General features: G+C 66.0%; 13 protein-coding genes. 3 read left to right on the top strand and 10 right to left on the bottom strand.

The window, feature by feature from the left end; translation table 11 throughout:
- Positions 1 to 56: 56 nt before the first annotated feature.
- From KA383_18285 to KA383_18265, 5 genes are all read right to left on the bottom strand, one after another.
- Entirely contained in the window at positions 57 to 908 is an 852-nt protein-coding gene (locus KA383_18285) for a DUF2202 domain-containing protein (GenBank protein ID MBP7748068.1), read from the bottom strand.
- Positions 909 to 1,326: 418 nt separating this feature from the next.
- A complete protein-coding gene (locus KA383_18280) occupies positions 1,327 to 1,887 on the bottom strand; it encodes a DUF4405 domain-containing protein (GenBank protein MBP7748067.1) in 561 nt (186 codons plus the stop codon).
- Positions 1,888 to 2,361: 474 nt separating this feature from the next.
- On the bottom strand, positions 2,362 to 2,961 hold the full coding sequence (locus tag KA383_18275; GenBank protein ID MBP7748066.1) for a periplasmic heavy metal sensor: 600 nt from the start codon (positions 2,959 to 2,961) through the stop codon (positions 2,362 to 2,364).
- Between the two features lie 26 nt (positions 2,962 to 2,987).
- Positions 2,988 to 3,473, bottom strand: a complete 486-nt coding sequence (locus tag KA383_18270) for a zf-HC2 domain-containing protein (GenBank protein MBP7748065.1) — start codon at positions 3,471 to 3,473, stop codon at positions 2,988 to 2,990.
- Positions 3,474 to 3,566: 93 nt separating this feature from the next.
- Entirely contained in the window at positions 3,567 to 4,139 is a 573-nt protein-coding gene (locus tag KA383_18265; GenBank protein MBP7748064.1) for a sigma-70 family RNA polymerase sigma factor, read from the bottom strand.
- Between the two features lie 172 nt (positions 4,140 to 4,311).
- Between KA383_18265 and KA383_18260 the strand changes: the two genes are divergently transcribed.
- Both KA383_18260 and KA383_18255 read left to right on the top strand, forming a co-directional pair.
- Positions 4,312 to 4,629 carry a hypothetical protein gene (locus tag KA383_18260; GenBank protein MBP7748063.1) on the top strand — a complete coding sequence of 106 codons (318 nt, stop codon included), beginning with the start codon at positions 4,312 to 4,314 and terminating at the stop codon, positions 4,627 to 4,629.
- Between the two features lie 360 nt (positions 4,630 to 4,989).
- Positions 4,990 to 7,422, top strand: a complete 2,433-nt coding sequence (locus tag KA383_18255; GenBank protein MBP7748062.1) for a hypothetical protein — start codon at positions 4,990 to 4,992, stop codon at positions 7,420 to 7,422.
- 191 nt (positions 7,423 to 7,613) lie between these two features.
- Here KA383_18255 and gdhA read toward each other — a convergent pair whose 3' ends face one another.
- From gdhA to KA383_18230, 5 genes are all read right to left on the bottom strand, one after another.
- Entirely contained in the window at positions 7,614 to 8,978 is a 1,365-nt protein-coding gene (gene gdhA / locus KA383_18250) for an NADP-specific glutamate dehydrogenase (protein ID MBP7748061.1), read from the bottom strand.
- A gap of 999 nt (positions 8,979 to 9,977) precedes the next feature.
- Entirely contained in the window at positions 9,978 to 13,418 is a 3,441-nt protein-coding gene (locus KA383_18245; protein MBP7748060.1) for a S8 family serine peptidase, read from the bottom strand.
- 381 nt (positions 13,419 to 13,799) lie between these two features.
- Entirely contained in the window at positions 13,800 to 15,302 is a 1,503-nt protein-coding gene (locus KA383_18240) for an undecaprenyl-phosphate glucose phosphotransferase (GenBank protein MBP7748059.1), read from the bottom strand.
- 55 nt (positions 15,303 to 15,357) lie between these two features.
- Entirely contained in the window at positions 15,358 to 17,079 is a 1,722-nt protein-coding gene (locus KA383_18235) for a M3 family oligoendopeptidase (protein ID MBP7748058.1), read from the bottom strand.
- A gap of 85 nt (positions 17,080 to 17,164) precedes the next feature.
- A complete protein-coding gene (locus tag KA383_18230; protein ID MBP7748057.1) occupies positions 17,165 to 17,941 on the bottom strand; it encodes an inositol monophosphatase family protein in 777 nt (258 codons plus the stop codon).
- Between the two features lie 372 nt (positions 17,942 to 18,313).
- On the opposite strand from KA383_18230, the gene KA383_18225 reads away from it, so the two are divergent.
- Positions 18,314 to 20,792: hypothetical protein (locus tag KA383_18225; GenBank protein ID MBP7748056.1), on the top strand; the 2,479-nt coding region annotated here is incomplete at its 3' end.

The raw sequence follows: 20,792 nt of genomic DNA, 5'->3' as shown, positions 1-20,792 counted from the left end.
GTCCACAGCAACGGCGGTGGACAAGGCGGTCCGCGCTGCCGGCTCGATTCCGGCTCCTATCCGCCGATGATCTGCTGATAGAACTCCGGATCGAGATACTGAGGTTCGTAGGTCACGCCGCGGCTCGCCAGCTGGCCGACGAAGGCCCGCAGGTGGTTCTCCGAGCCACGCTCGAGGTTCTGATAGACCCGCTGGATGTCCTGGTGCGTCACGTCTTCGAGTCGATCGAAGAGGTCAACGATGTCGATTTCCTCGATCGTCGCGCCCACGGTCAACGCGTTGATCAGGGACTGGCTGCCCAGGGCGACCAAGTCGGTATAAAGCGTCTGGAAGTGCTCGGTCGCAAACTCGCCCACGCCCATCCCGGCCACGGGGTCGGGTACGTTGTAGCGCATCAGCAACGTCAGAATCGAGTTCATGTGCGTTTGCTCGCTCGCCGCGATGTTCGCGAAGATCGCGCTTTGCCACTGCGCCGCCAGCGTCAAGTAGACGTCGCGCGCGAGTTTCTCTTCCTCGCGCATGAAGAGCAGGCCATCTTGTTCCGCGGGGCTTAGCGGTCGCACGCGGGGCTGCTGGCTCGTCCCATTGATTGACATGCGGGCTGTGCCGCCGCCCGCCGCCTGGCACTGCTTGACCGTGATCCGGTTGGCGACCAGCACACCATCCTGCATCGTTCCGCATGCGGCCACCGTCATGCCGACCGCCAGATTCTCAAACGGGATCGTCTGGCCGTTCTGCTTGATCACGGTCTGTTCCGTGACCTGCACGGTCGTGTTGGCGACCACCAATTGCTGCGACTCGACGTCAATCGCGGTGATCGCGCCTTCGATCCGCACCCCGCCCATTGTCGAGGCCGCGCCGCTCGCCAGCAATGCGACCACCACCACCATCCAACTCGTGTGTCTCATGCCACGTCTCCTTCCATGAGGTGAGCGCTGCACGGATGCTCCACTGCGTCGGCAGGCACACCTTGTCAGAATCGCGTGCGATGGGAGACCACTCTCCACATCCCGACGTTGAACGCTTGGGATGGGCACTACCTGCGGGCCGTACCCGAATTCTCGTGTGGTATTTCCGGAATCTCCCCTCAGCACACACGCGGCACCTCAGCCCAATGGTGACGTGACCGGCGACGATCAGGCTGGCGGCGCCTTTGTTCCGCAGACGTGTCGTGGAATGTGTTCCTGCGTTCGGCGCAAACTATCACTGCAGCGCATTCCCTCGGAATGCGCTCGGGCTGTGCGAAGGCCAGAATCGCACCTGCGCCTGGCGCTGCCAGCGCAGCTCATCGTTCAGCAGTAGCTTCCTGCCTGCACGACCTTGTGCTCACGGTTCAACGGCCACCCCGCGGTGACCTCGCTCACGGACTGCCGGACTCGTGCCGCCGACGTCGCGCACGGCGCTGGCATTTCGGCCACCGCGATACCCACGACCACCCTGCTCGGATTGTTTGGTTGGTCGGGTCGCGCTCGCCCCGGCGACCCACGCGAACCCGAAGAGCAGCGCGGTCACGGCAACCAGGAAGCCGGCACCGTAGGCTGAACGCCGCCTCGCTGACGCCTGTCCAGGTGACGCGCCTGCCACTGGAAACCATCGCGCCACGATCGCGCAGACCCAGGTCCAGTGCAGGGCAACGTGCACGATGAACAGCACTCCCATGGCTACGGAGAGCCAGAAGTGAACGTCGCCCCATTCGTGCCGGGTGAAGCCCCAGAGCTGCACACCCTGACCGCCTCGGTTGCCCGGCGGCAAGACGAACTTGAGGAGCAGACCCGTTGCGGCCATCGCCAATACGACGAGTAGCGTCACCACATCGATCACAAAGTTGACCATCTGCATGCGTGCGGGGTGACGCGGCTGTTTCGTGGCCGGGGGGCGTTCAGTCATGGGCAGCTCCCGGATAAGAGGCCCTCAGACGGCTGCGGCGACCTGCGACCTGCGACCTGCGTCAGCGACCCCAGCCGTGGCGCCAGCCACCCTGACCACCGCGGTAGCCACAATATGGGCAGCACAGTGTGTTCCAACTGACACGACCGCCACCGCCGCGCATGCCGCCCCAGCCCATTCCGGCCTGATTGCCGCGGCCGGCAGGGCTGAGGCGCGCGCAACTTGCAGGGTCGCGGAGCCGCTGCCGCACTGGTTGGCTATCCGTTGCTTGGCAGTTGTAGGGATCGCCTAGCCGCTGACGCATTGGGCGCTGCACGCTGTCCGGAGTGCTACGCATCTGGTTTTTGCCATGCAGGGCTTGAACTGCCGCGGGTCCTCGTCCACCGCGACGATCCCGGCCCCAGGCGCTCCCGCCTTGGGCCTGTGCCAGGCTTACGCCCACCAATAGGACAAATGCGAGTACTGCTAGCCGTTTCATGGCCGTACTCCTTCCGATCGAGACGCAGGTGCCGTCGTGGCGGGCTCGCTGTGGCGGCCGGGTACGTCAAATCCACCGCCCGGCCCACGCCCGCGTCCAGGTCCGCGACCCGGCGGCGGACCACCGCCTCGTCGTTCACCTTCGACATTTTCCAGTTGGCCGTTGCGCCAGCGCCAACCGGCGCCTTCGCGCACACCGCTGGCGAAGCGGTCAAACAGGCGTCTCTGTTGCGCGGCAGTCAGATGCGGCCGCATCGCCACCAGATGGGTGGCTACCCTCCGCTCCAGCGCATCGTGCGCCGCGATCACGTTCTCGACCTGCTGCAGGATCGCCTCGCTGCCGGTGGCCGGGTCCTCAAGCATGGTCGCGAGGCGCTCGCGCTCCGCGGCCAGCTTTGCTTCGAGCGGTGCGCGGTCGGCGGCAAAACTGGCTTCGATTTCGCGCACACCGTCGGCCTGCTGCGCAGTCAACCCCAGCCAGTTTGTTACACTCTGCGCGGCGGCGGTTGCAGGCCCACCGGTCCAGGCGGGATGCCCCTGTTGCTGCAGGGCGTACGTCGCGAGATAGCTGCCCGCGGCACACGCCACCGCGATCATCGACAAGCCACCGTAGCGTCGCAGATTCATAACTGCCCCTCCCCGGCTTCGGCGTCGGCCGGCACGTCCTGGAGGACGGCGTAGAGCCCGGCCGGCGAGATATTTCCGATGTACTGCACCCCGAGCGCGTCCATGGCGGCTTCTTCGACCTCGGCACCGGCAACTGGTTGTGGGCCTGGTCGCGTGGGCTGCCAACGGTGGGCAGCACCATAGCCCGCGCCGACGCCGATCATGATCGCAGCCGCAACGCGAGAGACGCGCGCGACATTGGACCAGAACGGATGCAGCGCTACCGACGCCGCAGCCAACTTGCGCTCGAGGCCGGGCAGCAGCTCGCGCGCCGTGAATTCAGGAGTCCATTGACCGAGGGTGCGCCAGAGATCCGCCTGCCGCTCGTATCGTCTCTGGCACGTGGAACACTCCGCCAGGTGGCGTTCCACTTCCGCGCGGCGCGGGTCGGCGAGCTCATCGGCCGCCAACTGGATCAGTTCAGTCTGCCGCACGTGTTCCATAACCGGTTCTCCACACGTTTTGAACGATTCCCGCCGGGCACACCTGCGGCGAGAAACCGCCTGTCGCGCGTCCGGTGGCACCGATGACCGTAATCACTCTAACCTCATATCTGATAAGGACTTCCTCAGGTTCTCGTAAGCCCGGACCAGGCACGACTCGACGGCGCTTTCGCTCCAGCCCGTCGCGTCGGCAATTTCCTTGTGCGATAGCCCCTGGTAGCGGTGCAGGATGACCGCCAGACGCTGGCGATCCGGCAGCTCGGCCACTGCCTCCTGAACACGCCTGATTCGGTCCCGGCTCGCCAGCGTCGCCAAAGGCGGGTCAGCGCTTCCCGGCGTAGGCGCCGCGGCGCGCAGCCGTAGGTCGCGGGCTGCCTGGCGCCGCCGGTCCCAGCACAGGTTGGTGGCGAGGCGATAGAGCCAGGTTGTGAACTGGGCTTCCGGGCGAAAGGTGGCCGCAGCCCGCCAGACCCGCACGAAAACATCCTGGGCGACGTCCTCGGCAGCATCCCAGCGTCCCAGAAAGCGAAACGCGAGCCCGACCACTTTTGCTTGGTGTCGCTGAACGAGCGTACCGAGCGCGTCACGGTTGCCCTGTCCAGCCCGGGCCATAAGCTCGTAGTCCGTCAGCCCTTCAGATCCGGGTTGGGTCGTGTCAGGCGCCATGGGGGCTCGGCAAACCGTCTGGCTTTCGGAATCTGACCGCAGGGCATCCACCGCGGCGGCGTTGAATCGATGGTCGCACGGATCGTCCCAGGACGCAACGTGCAGGCGAGCCATTAACAGCTGGGTCGGGCGCGATACGAATTCGATGGCCCCCGGCGAAGGAGAAGCTGCGATGAAACGTGTTTTGTCTGCGCTGGTGCCGGCTCTTGTGCTCTGTGTGGCGGCCGGCTGTGATCTGACCGACGTGCCGTCGGACGCCAAAGCGGTCTTGACGGTACAGGGTGTCGACCCGGTTGCCGTCGGTGACCAACTGCAGACGCGGCTGCACCTGCGGCTGATGGATGGTTCCTGCACTGGCGACGGGAGCCAGTATCGGTATCAGAACCGCGGCGCCGGCGGGGGCAACGGCGGCAACGGTGTTGGCGGCCAGGGCGACGGCCAACAACTGCGTCTGCGGGACGGCAGTTGCGGCGATGTCGACGGCAAGTGATTTCAGCGCTGGGTTTTCGAGTGGAGGCTGTCCGGTGATCTGACTGGACCACCAAGCCACGGCCAGCGCGAGGGCGGAGCGGTGTGGCTAATTAGCGCGAGCCGAGGGCGCGCGGGGCGCGGGTCTGATTCTTGAAACGCCGCTGCAGGCGCCTATCATCGCCTAATAAGGGTGTTGCCGGCCGGGTCCGCGGAGCGCGGCCGCCCGGCGTCGAAGGGCCGAAGGACAGCCGAACGGACCGAGGGCGGCCAGGCCCTGTCGCGCATTCTTCAGAAACGCGCTGACCGGGACCTTGCACTTCCAGCGGCAGCAGCGCCGTCGCCAGCCCGGACACCCATCCGCACGAGCGAGAGGCGAAGCATGAAATCGCACAAGTGGTTGGTTTGCCTGGTAGGTGCCTGCCTGGCAACGGGCACACCCGCGCTGGGGGCCTGCATCAGCGACACCGACGGTGACGGCGTCTGCGACAACGTGGACCTCTGTCCGAACACGGTCCCCGGTGCGCCCGTCGACGCCGACGGCTGCCCTGCGATCATCCCCGGCGACTACGACCGCGACGGCGACGTGGACCCCGCTGACTTCGCATACCTGGCGGCGTGTCTGACCGGCCCGGATCTCGCGGCCGGCCCCGCCTGCCAGGCAGGCGAATTCGATTACGACTTCGACACCGACCTGGACTTGGCGGATTCCGCCGCCTTCCAGCGTTGCTTCAGCGGTGAAAATCAGCCCGCCAGCCCCGACTGCGCCAGTCACCAGGCGTACCTCCAGGACGGCTGCCTGCACGTCATCGGCACGGCCGCGAGTTCGGTGTTGGCGCTCCGCCTGCTGCCCGGCTGGCCGACGATCCTGCAAATCGATGTCGAGAACGACGGCACCGTCGACTTCAGCTTCGACCGCGGTCAGTTCACCTGCATCGTGATCAACGCAGGCAGTGGCCACGACACGGTCTGGATCGATGAGCAGTACGGCGCCTTCACGGACACGGAGGCGACCACGATCTACGGCGGGACTGGCAATGACACGCTGCTGGGGGGCAGTGGCCCGGAGACCTACTACGGCGGACCCGGGAACGATGACGTGTTTGTGGGCGCCGGCGATGACCACTTCATCTGGGAACCCGGCGACGACACGGATTTCATTGAGGACGTCGGCGGGTTCGACACCGTCGAGGTCCGTGGCGACGATGGCGCCGAGGAATGCACTGTAACCGCCAACGGCACACGCGTCCGCTTCGACCGCCTCAGTCCCGCTCCGTTCTTCCTCGACCTCGGCGGCTGCGAGAGCCTCGTCCTGAAAGCCAACGGCGGAGATGACACGCTCAGTTGCACGGGGAACCTGGCCGCCCTGATTCAGATCGCCGTTGACGGCGGCGGCGGCCACGACGTCTTGCTGGGCAGCAATGGTGCTGACCTCCTGATCGGCGGCGACGACAATGACTTCATCGACGGCAACCAGGGTAACGACGTGGCCCTGCTTGGGGCCGGCGATGACATCTTCCAGTGGGACCCCGGCGACGGCAGTGACACGGTCGAGGGCCAGGCCGGCACGGACGCGCTGCATTTCAACGGTTCGAGCGCCAACGAGACCATTACTCTATCCGCCAACGGGTCGCGCTTGCGCCTGACTCGCGATGTGGGCAACATCGTCATGGACCTGGACGATGTAGAACAGGTGGACGTGAACGCGCTGGGCGGTGCCGACATGATCAACGCAAACGACCTGTTCGGCACCGACGCCGCGCTGGTGAATGTCGACCTTGCCACGTTCGGCAACGTCGGCGACGCACAGGCGGATGCGGTCAACATCGTCGGAACGCCGGCGGCGGATGTGTTGAACATCTCGGCGGACGCAGGGTTCGTAGTCGTTGACCTGGCCGCCGATGTGCGCGTGCAAGGCTACGAGCTGAGCGACCAGGTTGTCGTGAATGGCGTCGGCGGCGACGTTGTGAACGTGAATGGCTCGGCCGGTCCGGACACGATCACGCTCACAGCGAACGGTACGCAGGCGCGGGTGGATGCGACCGGCTATTCCGCGGCGGTGGCCGTCAGCGGCGCGCTGTCGCTGACGATCAATGGACTGGGTGGCGCGGACACGATGGCCTGTACAGGGAATCTGGCGGGTCTGGCCATCCCGTTCACGCTGGATGGCGGCAGCGGCGACGACACGTTGCTGGGCAGCAATGGCGCTGACCTCCTGATCGGCGGCGACGACAACGACTTCATCGACGGCAACCAGGGTAACGACGTGACCTTGCTTGGGGCCGGCGACGATGTCTTCCAGTGGGACCCGGGCGATGGCAGTGACACGGTCGAGGGCCAGGCCGGCACGGACGCTCTGACCTTCAACGGCTCGGGTGCCGCCGAAACGCTGGATCTCTCCGCCAACGGCGGGCGGCTGCGTTTCACCCGCAACGTGGGCAGCATTGTCATGGACCTGGACGACGTGGAGCAGGTTGACGTCAGAGCGCTGGGCGGCGCCGATCTCGTCACCGTGAACGACTTGAGCCCTACCGACGTCGCCGACGTGAGCATTGATCTCGCCGGCACGCTCGGCGGCGGCACCGGCGATACGCAGCCGGATGCGATTACAGTCAACGGCACGCAGTTGCCTGACACGATCAACATTGCGGCCAGCGGCGGGACGGTGGTCGTTTCGGGGCTTTCCGCCACCACGCGGATCATGCACCCGGAGCCGGCCAACGACCAGCTCACCGTGAATGGTCTGGGGGGCGTCGACACCATCACGACCGGCCCGGGCGTGACCGCGCTGATCCTGGTGATCGTCAATCCGTAAAGGCCGCGCTGTCGGGCAAGGTTGTCGCGACCGCGTAGCCGTGCCACGTACGGCACGCGGTCGGAAAAGGAAGCGCCCCACGCTCATGTCCACGGGCGTGGGGCGTTTTCGTTGCTGTCTGAGCAACGACTCGGTGAAGTCGCCGGTCGCATGCGCGACGTGCGGACGCTCCTCCGTAGCGTGCTGAGCGTTTACACCAGACCCTGATCCATCATCGACGTGGCGACCTTCAAGAAGCCGGCGATGTTGGCGCCGTTTACGTAGTTGCCCGGCGTGCCGTACTCTTCGGCGGTCTTCCGGCAATTCTCGTGAATGCTGATCATGATGTTGTGTAGGCGCTGATCGACCTCTTCACGCGTCCACTGCAGACGCAGACCGTTCTGCGACATCTCGAGACCGCTCGTCGCCACGCCGCCCGCATTCGCGGCCTTGGCGGGTCCGTACAGGACCTTGCTCTCGAGGAAGACCTTAACGCCGGACGGGGTCGTCGGCATGTTGGCGCCTTCGGAAATGCAGAAACAGCCGTTCTTGACCAGGTTGTTGGCGTCGACTTCGTTGATCTCGTTCTGGGTGGCCGAGGGCAACGCGACGTCGCACTTGACCTGCCAGAGCGGGTTGTAGTTCTTCTTGGCGTCGATCTCTTCGTAGTGCGCCTTGGGGTACTTGTCCTTATACTCCTTGATGCGGCCGCGCTTGACGTTCTTGAGGTTCATGACGAAAGCGAGCTTCTCTTCGGTGATGCCCTCTTCATCGACGATGAAGCCGTTCGAGTCGGAAAGGGTAATTGGCTTGCCGCCGAGCTGAATGACCTTCTGGGTCGCATACTGCGCGACATTGCCCGAACCGCTGATCACGCACTTGAGACCCTTGAAGTTCTTGCCGCGCGTCTTGAGCATCTCTTCGGCGAAGTAAACTTGGCCGTAGCCGGTGGCTTCCGGACGAATGAGGCTGCCGCCCCAGTTCAGGCCCTTGCCGGTCAGCACGCCCTCGAACCGGCGAGTGAGCTTCTTGTACTGGCCGAACAGGAAGCCGATCTCGCGGCCACCGACGCCGATGTCGCCGGCGGGGACGTCGATGTACTCGCCGATGTGGCGGAAGAGCTCGCTCATGAAGCTCTGGCAGAAGCGCATGACTTCGCTGTCGGACTTGCCCTTCGGATCGAAGTCGGAGCCGCCCTTGCCGCCGCCCATGGGCAGGGTGGTGAGGGCGTTCTTGAAGATCTGCTCGAAGCCGAGGAACTTGATGATGCCCAGGTTGACCGAGGGGTGGAACCGCAGTCCGCCCTTGTAGGGGCCGATCGCGCTGTTGAACTCGACGCGCATCCCGCGGTTGACCTGCACCTCGCCGCGGTCGTCCTGCCACGGCACGCGGAACATGATCACGCGTTCGGGCTCGACGATCCGCTCGAGCACCTTGGCCTTGCGAAACTCAGGGTGTCGGTCAAGGACCGGCATGACCGACTCGACGACTTCGTGAACCGCCTGATGGAATTCCTTCTGCTCCGGATTCCGGGCGATCACCTCCTGCATGAAGGACTGGACCGTGCTAGCTGACATTCGGGGTTCTCCAGAAAAAACGGGTCGCCGGCGCACCCGCGGTGGGTGTGACTACCGGCCTCTCCACTGACCGGAGCAGGTCCACCCCGCTCTCGGGCCGGCGGCGCGCCGGCGGGGCTATCGGAGACAAACTGCGGTACGGTCGTGCAACCGCAGCAGGCATGGTGGCAATTGCCGGCACCCAGGGCCAATCCCCTGGGTCAATGAGTCCCGCAGGACCTCCGGTGGGGCGGTTTACGCCCGCTGGCCTCGCGCTGCGAGCCGGTCGAACTGCCCTGCGATCACAAGTTCCTCCGGTTCGCGATTTGCCATTCTGCCACGACTGGGCGTCCGCATCAAGAGCGGAACACATACGCCATGAAAGCCCGGCGCCGCGCGAGTGGCAATTACCGGTTGGCACCTGTCGACCTGTCGCGCGACATCCCCGCGCCGCCGCGGTCCCCGGGGACCCTCCGGCTGGGGGCGAGGGCGGTGGTCTTTCCGCTGGACGACGGGAGCCTTCCATCAAGCTGCGGGTGGCCGCCGAGCCCGCGCCAGGCGCGCATGACGCTCAGCAGTGCCGCCCTCCGCGCCGCCCGGCGTTCGCCCACGTGTGGCCACCGCGGCGCGGCCGCAACGCCTCAGAATCACTGCAACACCAGCAGTCCCGGCAGCTTGCCGTTCCCCGGCGGCATGGCCATCCGGAGTGGTATGGGAATCTTGCGGGGCGGTAGGGGCATCCTGCCCGTTCCTGCGACACGCAGGACGCCCGCGTCACCCTCTTTGGGGTCGCTCTCACTGAGGCTGTAAACCGAGCTGCGGCAACTCATTCACGAATCTGTCACCCAACAACGCCCTGATCTGCCGCGGATAATGCCGCGAAGAACCCCGCCCCCGGCGGCCACCCGCGTACCTGTTCCACCCAGGCATTGACACAAGCGGGGCGACTTTCTCACGAAGTCGCCCCGCGTGCCGTAAGTCGCTTGCTGCCAGACGGCAAGCCGCGGACTGGCCTGCGGACTATCCGCCGCCGGACAGCAACGCCACGAACGGGTTGATATCCTGGAACGACGGATACACGCCGTCGCCGTTGATGTCGCCGTTCTGCGCGTTGCATTCGGGGTACGTGGCCCGCCACGTACTGTAATTCGAGAGATACAGCACGAATGGGTTGATGTCCCGGAACGAGCCGGGCCCGTAGGTGCCGTCACAGTTCAGGTCGCCGAGCATGACGTCGCAGGCGTCGCCGCTGCCATCGCCGTCGGCGTCGAGCTGCCCCTGGTTGAATGCCGCCGGGCAGTTGTCACAGAGGTCGCCGAACCCGTCGTTGTCGCCGTCCGCCTGATCTGCGTTGGTGACTGCGGGACAGTTGTCGCAGACATCGCCGACCCCATCGCCGTCCATATCCAACTGGTCCACGTTTGGGATGTCAGGGCAGTTGTCGCAGACGTCACCGAACCCGTCGCCATCGGTGTCAGCCTGATCCGCGTTGGGCAGAGTGGGGCAGTTGTCGCAGACATCGCCGAACGCGTCGCCATCGGTGTCGGCCTGGTCCGAGTTCGACACTCCTGGACAGTTGTCGCACACGTCGCCTACATTATCGGCGTCGCTGTCCGCCTGATCGGCATTCGCCGCGTACCGGCAGTTGTCACACACGTCGCCGATTTCGTCACCGTCCACGTCGGACTGATCCCCATTGGCGGCCGCCGGACAGTTGTCGCACATGTCGCCGACCTGATCGTTGTCGGCGTCGGCCTGATCCTGGTTGCCGACCCACGGGCAGTTGTCATCTGCGTCCACGAATCCGTCGCCGTCCGTATCGAACTCGCATTCGTCGGGCACGCCGTTGTTGTTCACATCGGCCGACAGGCCGGCTGCGATGTCGCACAGGTCGCACGACGCGGTGTGGTTGCAGTCGCCGCCGACGCCGAAGATGAACGCGTCGCCGGCACCAGCAGCGCGCCCCGGAGTTGTGGACACGGCAACCCCATTGGACAGCGCGACGGACGCGCCGAACTGGTCCGCGGTCTCCGCCGCCGGTGCCGCGAGCTTCGTGAACAACAGCCACTCGCCATCCGTGTTGCGCGCGAACACGTACGTGGCGCCCGTATCGGTGCCCGAGTCGTCTTTGCGCGGCGCGCCGACCACCAGGCGATCCGCGCCAATGGCGACAGTGCTCCCGAAGTGATCGTCCGCCGCGGCGTCCGGCGCAGTCAGCTTCGCCTCAAACAACCAGCTCGTGCCGACGCGCCGCCACACATACACCGCCCCGGCGTTGCTGGCAGCGTCGTCCTCTCCGTCGGCACCGACCGCGAGCAGATCGCCGCTGAGCGAAACCGACACGCCGAAGTTGTCGCCGGAGAAGGCATCCGGCGCGACGAGTTCCGCTTCCTGCGGCCAGGTCGTGCCTTCGAGCCGGAAGACGTACACGGCGCCACCGCCCGGGCGATTGTGGGCGGCCACGACCAGCCGGTCGCTGCCCAATGAGACGGCGTTGCCGAATTCACTGCCCGCGCTGCCGCCAATGGCGTGCAGCTTCGTCTCCAGCACCCAACTCGTGCCCTGGAGACGATAGACGTAGGCGGAACCGGAGTTTGCGCCGACATCGTCGTCGTACGGCGCGCCGCTCAACAACCGCTCCGCGGTCAGATCGGCCGCCGTCCCGAAGCAATCGCCGGGCGCCACGTCCGACGGGATCACCCGCAACTCCGGCACCCAGGTGACGCCCTGGCGGCGATACAGGTACGCCGCGCCGGCATGGGGGAACGGATAGATGCTCCAAGGCGCCCCGACGGCGACCCAGTCTTCCGCGAGTGCCACGGCGTGGCCAAACCGCAACGCCGTCGTGTCTGTCGCAGACAGCCGCGTCGTGGCGGTCCAGGTGGTGCCGGTGCGCACGAAGACATCCGCCGAGCCCTGGCCCGTGCCCGGGGCGCCCGCAACCATGAAGCTCATGCTCGTTGTGGCGTACCCGTGGAAGATATCGCTGCCATGCCCGAAGTTGCCACCAGGGTCCTTGGGGTAGATATCGTCCGGGTCGAACGTGCAATCGCCGCGAATGGAGCTCACCGCGGCCCATGCATCGATCCGCTTCGGATTCGGCGGGTTGTTCGGGTCGTTGGGATCGGTGATGCACTCGTCGGTCGTCGCGACCGCCGTCTCTTTCAGCTTGTTGACGATCGTATCGACGGTCGGCGAGATGCCCCAGTACCAGCCGTAGGCGCCGATGACGAGCGTCGCGGCGCCGCTGCAATGCGGCGCGGCCTGCGATGTGCCGGTGTACGTGCTCGTCCCTCCACCCATGCCGGTCGACGTGATCAACCGCCCGGGCGCCGCGAGCGCGTTGCAGTGGCTGCGGTCCGTGAAACAGCACACCAGGTCGGCGGCGGTCGCGTCGTCGTAGCACACATAGTTGGGGTAGAAGTAGTACGAGCCACTGTCAGGCTCACGGCCGTAGTTGCCGTCATACACGGCGGCCACGGCGACGGCCGCCGACAGGCACGCGGGGGCGCACATCTTCGTGCAGTTGCCATAGTTGCCGCTCGAGGCGAATGTGACCGTGCAGTTGTTCTTCGCCGCCAGGATCGCCGTCTGCAGAAGCTGCGTGTACGTGCTGGCGTTGTCGCAGGGACAGCTCGTGTAGCGCGTGTCCGTCCCCAGGCTCATGTTGATTACGTAGGTGTGATAGTCCTCGGGGAAGTTGGGGTCGTTGGGATCGACGACGTAGTCCACGCCGGCGGCCCAGTCGCTGACCCAGCCGGAGCCGTTCGCGTCGAGCACCTTCACGGGCAGAATCATCGCGTTCGGCGCTACGCCGATCGGCGCGACCGTGCCCTTCGACGTGATGATCCCGGCGACGTTCGTGCCGTGCCCGTTGTTGTCCTCGGCGCCGGGGCCCTTGTTGGAGCCCTGGCCCAGGAAGTGATACGCGCCGTACGCGATGTGGTCGGACAGGTCCGCATGGTCGGTGTCGATGCCAGTGTCCAGGACCGCGACTGTGTAGCCGCCGCCCTTGAACCCCAGCGCCTGCACGTCGTCCGCGTTGATGAACGGGACGCTCTGGCTGAGCTGTGCATGGCCCTGCGCGTCCGGCCCGACGGCGACGACCTCGCTGTGCGTCGCCAGCTTGGCGAGCCCGGCGCTGTTCACGCGACCGGCCAGTGCGGCGAAGTTGCGGTAGCGGTACGCGACGTCGAGTTCGCCGGGCGCCATCCGGTCGAGGACGCGAGCCTGCGCCGCGGCGACGAGCGCTTGCTGCTGCGCCCGCTGCGCGCGGGGGAGGAAGGGCGTCGGTTTCAGGAGCACCAGGACGTACGCTGTTCCGTCGGGCGATTCTTCGAGTTCGCGGTGGACCGCGGGTTCGATGACCGCTTGGCTTGTGCCCGCAGTTGTTTGGGAGGCGGTCGCCGGGACAAGCGCGAGCGGCAGCCCCACAGTGATGACCAGTGCCAGGTTTTTCATGGCCAGGCCCTCGCATGGATGAAAAAGGCGTGTTGAGTGCGCGTGTCGCCCGGTCGATCCGCGCGATCCCCGCGCGCGCCTGCGACGCCTTATCACTCTCTCATTTCATCCCGCCCACCGTGCCCTGGTCGGGCGTCACCTGCCAAGCCCGCCACGGCGCATCACACGGGGCGGAGCCGGTTGCGCTTGGGAAATGCTCGCTACTTCTAGCGGCCCATACTTGAAGGATTCCTCAGGTTTGGTACCGCGTCAACTGCTGGATCGCTCGGTACGCCGTCCCGGGGATTCCACGACCCATATAGACGCGGCGCACGAGGTTCTGACACGGGCGCGGGCGGGGTCGACCGCGGTGCGGTGCACGTCGGGGGATGCGTGGCGAGACTACGTACTCGCATCGGGTGGCACGGTCGTGCGCGGTCCGGGAGTAGGAATGAACGGGGGCGACTCGGAACTCTCGCCGTCACCTGCAGCGGCGGCCGGTGCCGGCCCTTCGTGGTGGCTGAACCACACGCTGCCGAGCGTCTGCAGAAGTATGCGGATATCGAGCCCCAGGCTCCAGTTGCGGATGTAGTGCAGGTCGTGCTGGATGCGCTTGTGGAGCGACGTGTTGCCGCGCCAGCCGCGAATCTGCGCGTAGCCGGTCATGCCCGCCTTCATCTTGTGCCGCAGCATGTAGTTCGGGATCTCGTGCTTGAACTCGGCGATGAACTCCGGCCGCTCCGGCCGCGGCCCGACCAGCGACATGTGCCCCGCCAGCACGTTGAACAGGTTCGGCAACTCGTCCAGGCTCGTCCGCCGGAGAAACGCCCCGATCCGTGTGCGCCGGGCGTCGGCGGTCTGCGACCAGACCGGTCCGCCGGCCTCGGCGTCGGCGCGCATCGTGCGGAACTTGAGCATGATGAATTCCTGGCCGTCGAGCCCCATCCGGCGCTGCCGATAGAGCACCGGCCCGGGGCTGCCAAGCTTCACGAGCAGCGCGATCAAGGCCATGAGCGGCAGTGCGACGAGCGTGAACAGGCTGCCGACCACGAGATCAAAGGCCCGCTTGACGATCGCGTTCGAGCCGTACAGCGGCGTCTGGCGCAGCGACAGGATCGGCACGTTGTCGAGCTGCGACACGTTCGGCCGCATCGTGTACGCCGGGTTCATGTCGGGCACGAGCTGCACGTCGGCCATGGAGCGCGACAGGGCGGCGAGCACCTCATCCGTGCGGTGCGCTTGATTGCCCGGTAGGGCAATGAAGATCGAATCCACCGGATGGCGTTCGACAATCGCCGCCAGCTCGGTGAGCGGGCCGCGCACCGGGACGTTCAGCAGCGCGCCGGTCTGCTCGCGGTCATCCACGAAGTACGCGACCTCGATGCCCGTCCACGGGTTCTTGCGCAACGCCTGCAGCAGCCGCTGCGCCGCCCGGCCGCTGCCGACGATCGCCGCCCAACGCCGGTTGTAACCGCGCCGCCGCAGTCGCCGTGCCAGTCCGCGCACGCTGAGGCGGAAGAGCGCGAAGCACACGGAGCCGACGACGGCGTAGGTCGCGATGAAGCGGCGTGAGATCTTGTTGCTCTCGGGCAGGGCGTAGTCGATGAGCACGACCACGACGATCGCGACGAAGAACGCCTTGAAGATGTCACGCAGCTCGCGGCCGAGCCCTTCGCTGCGGCGCGGGCGGTACAGGTGCAGGCGATTGAAGATCAGCAGGTGGCCGAGCACGACGAACGGCAGCATCGGCAGGAACTTGTCGCCCAGCGCCGGTACGCCCTTGGTCGGATCCACGGTCAGCAGCGCGAAGCGCAGCCAATAGCTCGCGAGCCACGCCGCCGTGACGGCCAGCGCGTCGGCCAGCACCAGCAGGGTGATGACAACCTGGTTATGCTGCTTGAGCATGCCGCTGCATTATCGCGGGGCCCGGGTGCGGCGGAAAGGTACTGCGCCCCGACCTTCAGGCTGCGGACGCGATTTCGCGCATCACCGCCGCGATGAGCGGTTCGAGCGTCCCGGCGGCAAAGTCGAAGCGGCAACCGGCGGCGGCGAACAGCTCCGGCAGCGGGCGGCTACCGCCGAGCGCGAGGCCGTGCCGGTATTGTGCGATCGCCTGCGCGCGGTCGGCCCGCGCGTTGTGCCAGACCTGCAGCGCGCCGAGCTGAGCGATGCCGTACTCGACGTAGTAGAACGGCACCTCGTAGATGTGCAGCTTCTTCTGCCAGCCGTGCCGGTCGTGCGGTTCGAGCCCGGACATGTCCACTTCCGGCGCGTAGCGCCGGCACAGCGCCTGCCACTGGTCCTTCCAGCTCTCCAGGCCGGCGTCGACATGCGTGTACACGTAGTGCTGAAACGCGTCGATCATCGCCATGAACGGGAAGAAGGCGACGATCTTCTCGAAGAAGCGCCGCGTGGCGCGGCGCGTCTCGGCCCCGAAGAAGGCATCGGTGTAAGGTAGCGCGAGGCACTCCATGCCCATCGACGCCACCTCCGCAAACTCGATCGGAGCGCTGCGATAGGCGAAGAGTGGCTCGTTGCGGCAAGCCCAGGTGTGGAACGCGTGCCCGCCCTCGTGCAGCAGCGTCCGCACATCCGTCTCCGTGCCGACCGCGTTCATGAAGATGAACGGCAGCCGCCGCTCCGCGAAACTCACCTGGTAGCCGCCCGGCGCCTTGCCCTTGCGGCTGGCCAGATCGAGCACTTCCCGTGCGCACAGCGTGTCGAAGATCTTGCCGAGCTCGGGATCGACCTGGTGAAAGATCCGGCTGCACCCGGCGGTCAGTTGGTCCTCGTTCTCAAACGGCCGCAACGGCGGACAACCGTCCGGATCCACGGACATGTCCCAGGGGCGCAGCGTCGTGAGGCCGAGCTTGCGGCGGCGCTCCGCGGCGAGCTGCCCCGTCGCCGGCACGCAGACGCGTTCGATCGCGGCGTGAAACGCCAGGCAATCCTCGGGCGTATAGTCGAAGCGCTCCATGCTGCGGAACGCATACTCGCGGAAATCGCGGCAGCCGGCGTTGCGCGCGATCCGGTCGCGCAGCCCGACCATCTGTGCGTAGATCTCATCCAGGCGGCCCGCATCCTGCAGAAAGCGGTCGGCGGAAAGCTGCCAGGTGGTGGTGCGCACCTGGCGGTCCGGTTCCTCGAGATAGCGGGCCATCTGCTGCAGCGTCTGCTCGCGACCGTCATACATGCAGGTCATCGCGGCCGTCGTCATCTGGTACTCGGTTTTGAGCTTCTGGTCCTCGACGAGCAGCGGGATGTTCTCCTCGCGATACAGCTCAATCGCGTTGCGTACGCTGCGCTCCAGCACTTCGTAACGCCGCTTCGGCAGCGACAGGTGCTCGGCTGCCACCGCGAACCGGCGGCGCAGCTTGTCGCGCCACGGCTCGGCCTGGGGCTGCACGTGCTCGATGAACTCCAGGTAACGCTGCTGCCGTTCGGCATCGTCCGTCTGGCAGGTCATCGCCGTGTAGCGCCGCGTGCCTTCCTCCTCGAAACAGGCTTCGAGCTCGCTGACGTCGAGCAGCCACTTCTCGAGCGCGACTTCGCTGGCGATCTGCCGCTCGGCCAGTTCACGGAAGTACGGCTCGGCAGTGCTCCACGTGCCGAAGTCGGCGCCGGCAGCGACATATTGGCGGGGGAATTCCGGTTGGGACGGAGCGTGCGACGAATTCGCCATGGATGACCTCAGCGCTGGCTCGCGCGGCAGCAATCGCATAGTGCATTATGGAGATTCAGCGCCACGCGGCAAGCGCATGCGCAGCTCAGTCGCCGCGGAGTTCGCGCAGCACGGCGTCGTACAGGTGGCCGTTGGTGGCCAGCGCCTCGCGTGCCCGATGTGTTGTCTGCCCCGTCCAGTCCGTGAAAGTCCCGCCCGCTTCCGTGACGACCGGCAGCAGCGCCGCGTTGTCCCAGATGCTCATCACCGGGTCGAGCACGACCTCGGCCCGGCCGGTGGCCAGCAGGGCATAGCCATACGCGTCGGACCAGCCGCGGTCGGTGTAACACGCCGCCCGCAGACGCTCGAAGGCTGCCGCGCGTCCGTGTGCGGCCATCAACTTGGTCGACGTCACGACGAGACGGGCCCGCGCGAGGTCCGTCACGCCGGAGACCCGCGCTGGCCGACCGTTCCACCGGCAGCCCAGCCCGCGGGCGGCGTGCACCGTTTCGCCCAGCGCCGGTAGATGGATGACGCCCACGACCATCTCACCTTCCCACTCCAACCCGACGAGCACGCTGTAGAGCGGCACGCCGCTGATGAACGACTGCGTCCCGTCGATGGGATCCAGAATCCAGCGGGCCGGCGAACACCCCCGCGACTCCCCGAACTCCTCGCCGAGGATGCCGTGCGTCGGGAAGGCGTCGGCGATGCGCCGGCGGAGCAGCTCTTCGGCTTCCCGGTCGGCGATCGTAATCGGGGTATTATCGGCCTTCATTTCCGCGGGCGTGTCCGCGTTGAAGTAACGCAGCGTCAGACGCCCGGCCAACTGCGCGCTTTCAATCGCGAAATCCAGGATGCTCTGCAGCTCACGCGGCTTCATGCACTCGTCTCTTGGGTGGCGTCGTCAAGCGGCGCGACATTGTCACGGAACCGTCCAGGCACGCAAGCCGGACGTCGTCGCGGGCGGCGGCAAATCCGCGCTGACCATTGCTTGCCGGGGGGCGGTTCGTGGTATGATGCAGGCTGCTGTCAACGGCGCAGAACGTACGCGGAGGGTGAAGCGCGCTGGTCCGGACAGACGAGTTGCGGGATGCCCGCCACGGGCGGACTCCCGGGCAAGGCTGTCTTTTCCGGCCATAAGAGACATCCAAGTATATATGGTTGTTTTGCTGCCGAGCGACCGATGAAGGTATACAGCCGTCGGGCTCGCAGCTGTCCCGGTTCGTCCTGGTCCTATGGAAGGAGCACCTCCATGCCGAAGTCGCGGATGTACCACTGTATCGGAACCGTCGTGCTGGCGGTCGCGTGCCTGGCGACCACCGGCGGCGCACACGCCGACACCTGGCTGCAGGTGGATGCGCACGGCGCCGTGACGCTCAGCGAGGCGACGCCCACCGCACCAGCCGTCACCGTTACCGTCGCGGATCGCAGCGGGCTTTCCGGTCTCACGGTGGTGGCCGCGACGAGCGGCGTTGCCCTGCAGCGGCACGAGCAGAAGGCCGGCCAGTTCGTCGAGCTGACTTGGCCGGAAGCCTCGATCAGCGGTGAAATCGGCATGCCGGCGCTGCCGGTCATTCGGCGCCTGTTCGTCGCGCCGGCGGGCGCAAGCGTATCTGTGAGCTACACCACTGGTCCAGCCATCATCGTAGACACCCGGACGACGCAGATGCCCGGCTGGGTGCTGCCGGTGCAGCCGCCGATCGAGAAGGTCCCCGGCGCGCGTGAGAACGCCCAGTTCGTGTTCGACCCCGCGGCCTATGCAGCCAATGTCGAGTATGCCGCCGAGCGCGTGGTAATTGAGGAACTGGGCCTTGTTCGCGGCCAGCGCCTGTGCCTGCTGGAAATCCGGCCCATATCGCACAATCCGGCGGCCGGGACGTTGACGTTCTGGCCCGAAATCGTGGCCGATGTGAAATTCGCCGGTGGCTTCATGCCGGATGACGCGCTGAATCCGCTGCCGGGCCTGGGCAGCATCATCCTGAACCCGGAAGTGCTGCCGAGCGTGACTTCGCGCGGTACGGGCAACTACCTGATCGTCGTCGCGAGTGCGTACCAGACGGCGATTAACACGTTTGCCGCGGCGAAGGCGGCCCAGGGTTACACGGTTTCGACGTGGGTCTCGACTTCGGCCAGCAATACGGTCATCAAGAACTACATCGTCAGCCTGTGGGGCACGGCCAGCGCGCCTGATTACGTCCTGCTCGTTGGTGACACCGACACGATTCCGCACTGGACCGGCGGCGGCGAGGGCTCACCGGCCACGGACATTCAGTATGGTTGCATGGACGGCTCGACCGACTGGTACCCCGACATCGCGATCGGGCGTTTTCCGGTCCGCAACGCGAGCCAACTCCAGGCGATCGTCGACAAGACGCTGCTGTGGGAAAACGGGCCGCTACCAGACCCGGATTACGTCAAGCGCGCCGTGTTCATGGCGTCCAACGACAATTACACCGTCAGTGAAGGCACGCACAACTGGGTCATCCAGAACTACATGGTCCCCAACGAGATCGTGTCGGACAAGCTGTACTGCCACACCTACAACGCGACCACGCAGCAGGTGCGGAACGCGTTCAACAATGGCCGCTTCTTTGGCATCTACAGCGGCCACGGCGCGGAGACCTACTGGGCGGACGGCCCGGTGTTCTACGCCAGTGACGTGAACAATCTGACGAACGTGGGCATGTATCCGTATGTCTTCAGCTTTGCCTGCGTGACGGGTACCTACACGATCGACGAGTGCTTCATGGAGACCTGGGTCCGCGCCATGAACAAGGGCGCCGTGGTTGCCATCGGCTCCTCGGTCAACAGCTACTGGACCGAGGACGACGTCCTGGAGAAACGCCTCTTCGACTCGATTTATGACGAAGACGATAGCGTGGTGCCCGAAGCCGGCCCGGTCCTCAACGACGCCAAGATGCGCTACCTCGCGCAGATGGGCTCCGGCAGCACGACCCGCCGCTACTTCGAGATGTACAACATCATGGGCGACCCGGCCATGCCGTTCCCGGGCAACTGCTCGGACGCCGGCACGGCGATGCTCGATAGCGCGAAGTATGCTTGTGAGGACAGCGCGAGCATCCGCGTCGGCGATTGCGGCCTGAACACGAACGACAACGTTGTCGAGACCATCACGGTCCCCGTTGCCTCGAATTCGGAGCCGGCGGGCGAGTTGGTGGTGTTGACCGAGACCAACGCGAACTCGGCCCTCTTCGAGGGTTCGATCGCGCTGAGTGCGACGAACGCCGCCGGGGTGCTGCAGGTCAGTGCGGGCGACACGCTCACATTGACCTACATCGACGCCGACAACGGCCAGGGACAGCAGGTCACGGTCACCGCGACCGCCCTCGTCGATTGCACGCCGCCGACCATTACCAACGTCCACGCTGCCGACATCCAGCCGCGCAGCGCGGTCATCACCTTCGACTGCGACGAGCTCGCCAGTGGCACCGTCCGCTACGGCCTGAGCTGCAGCGCGCTGAACAACACCGCCACGGGCGGCCTGGCCATGTCGCCGACGATCAGCCTGAGCGGCCTGACCGACGACACCACCTACTACTACAAGGTCGAAGCGGCCGACGAGGCCGGCAATCTCACGATCGATCCGACCTGCTACAGCTTCACCACGCCGGAGGTGCCGGACTTCTTCACCCAGCTCTTCAGCGGCGACAACGACCTCGACTACCAGAGCCTGGTCTTCACCCCCAACGGCTCGACCGACTTCTACCACG

This window comes from Phycisphaerae bacterium, from assembly GCA_017999985.1.
GTDB lineage: Bacteria > Planctomycetota > Phycisphaerae > UBA1845 > Fen-1342 > JAGNKU01.
Note: the sequence above shows the minus strand (reverse complement) of the source record. Positions and strands in the feature narration are given on the sequence as shown.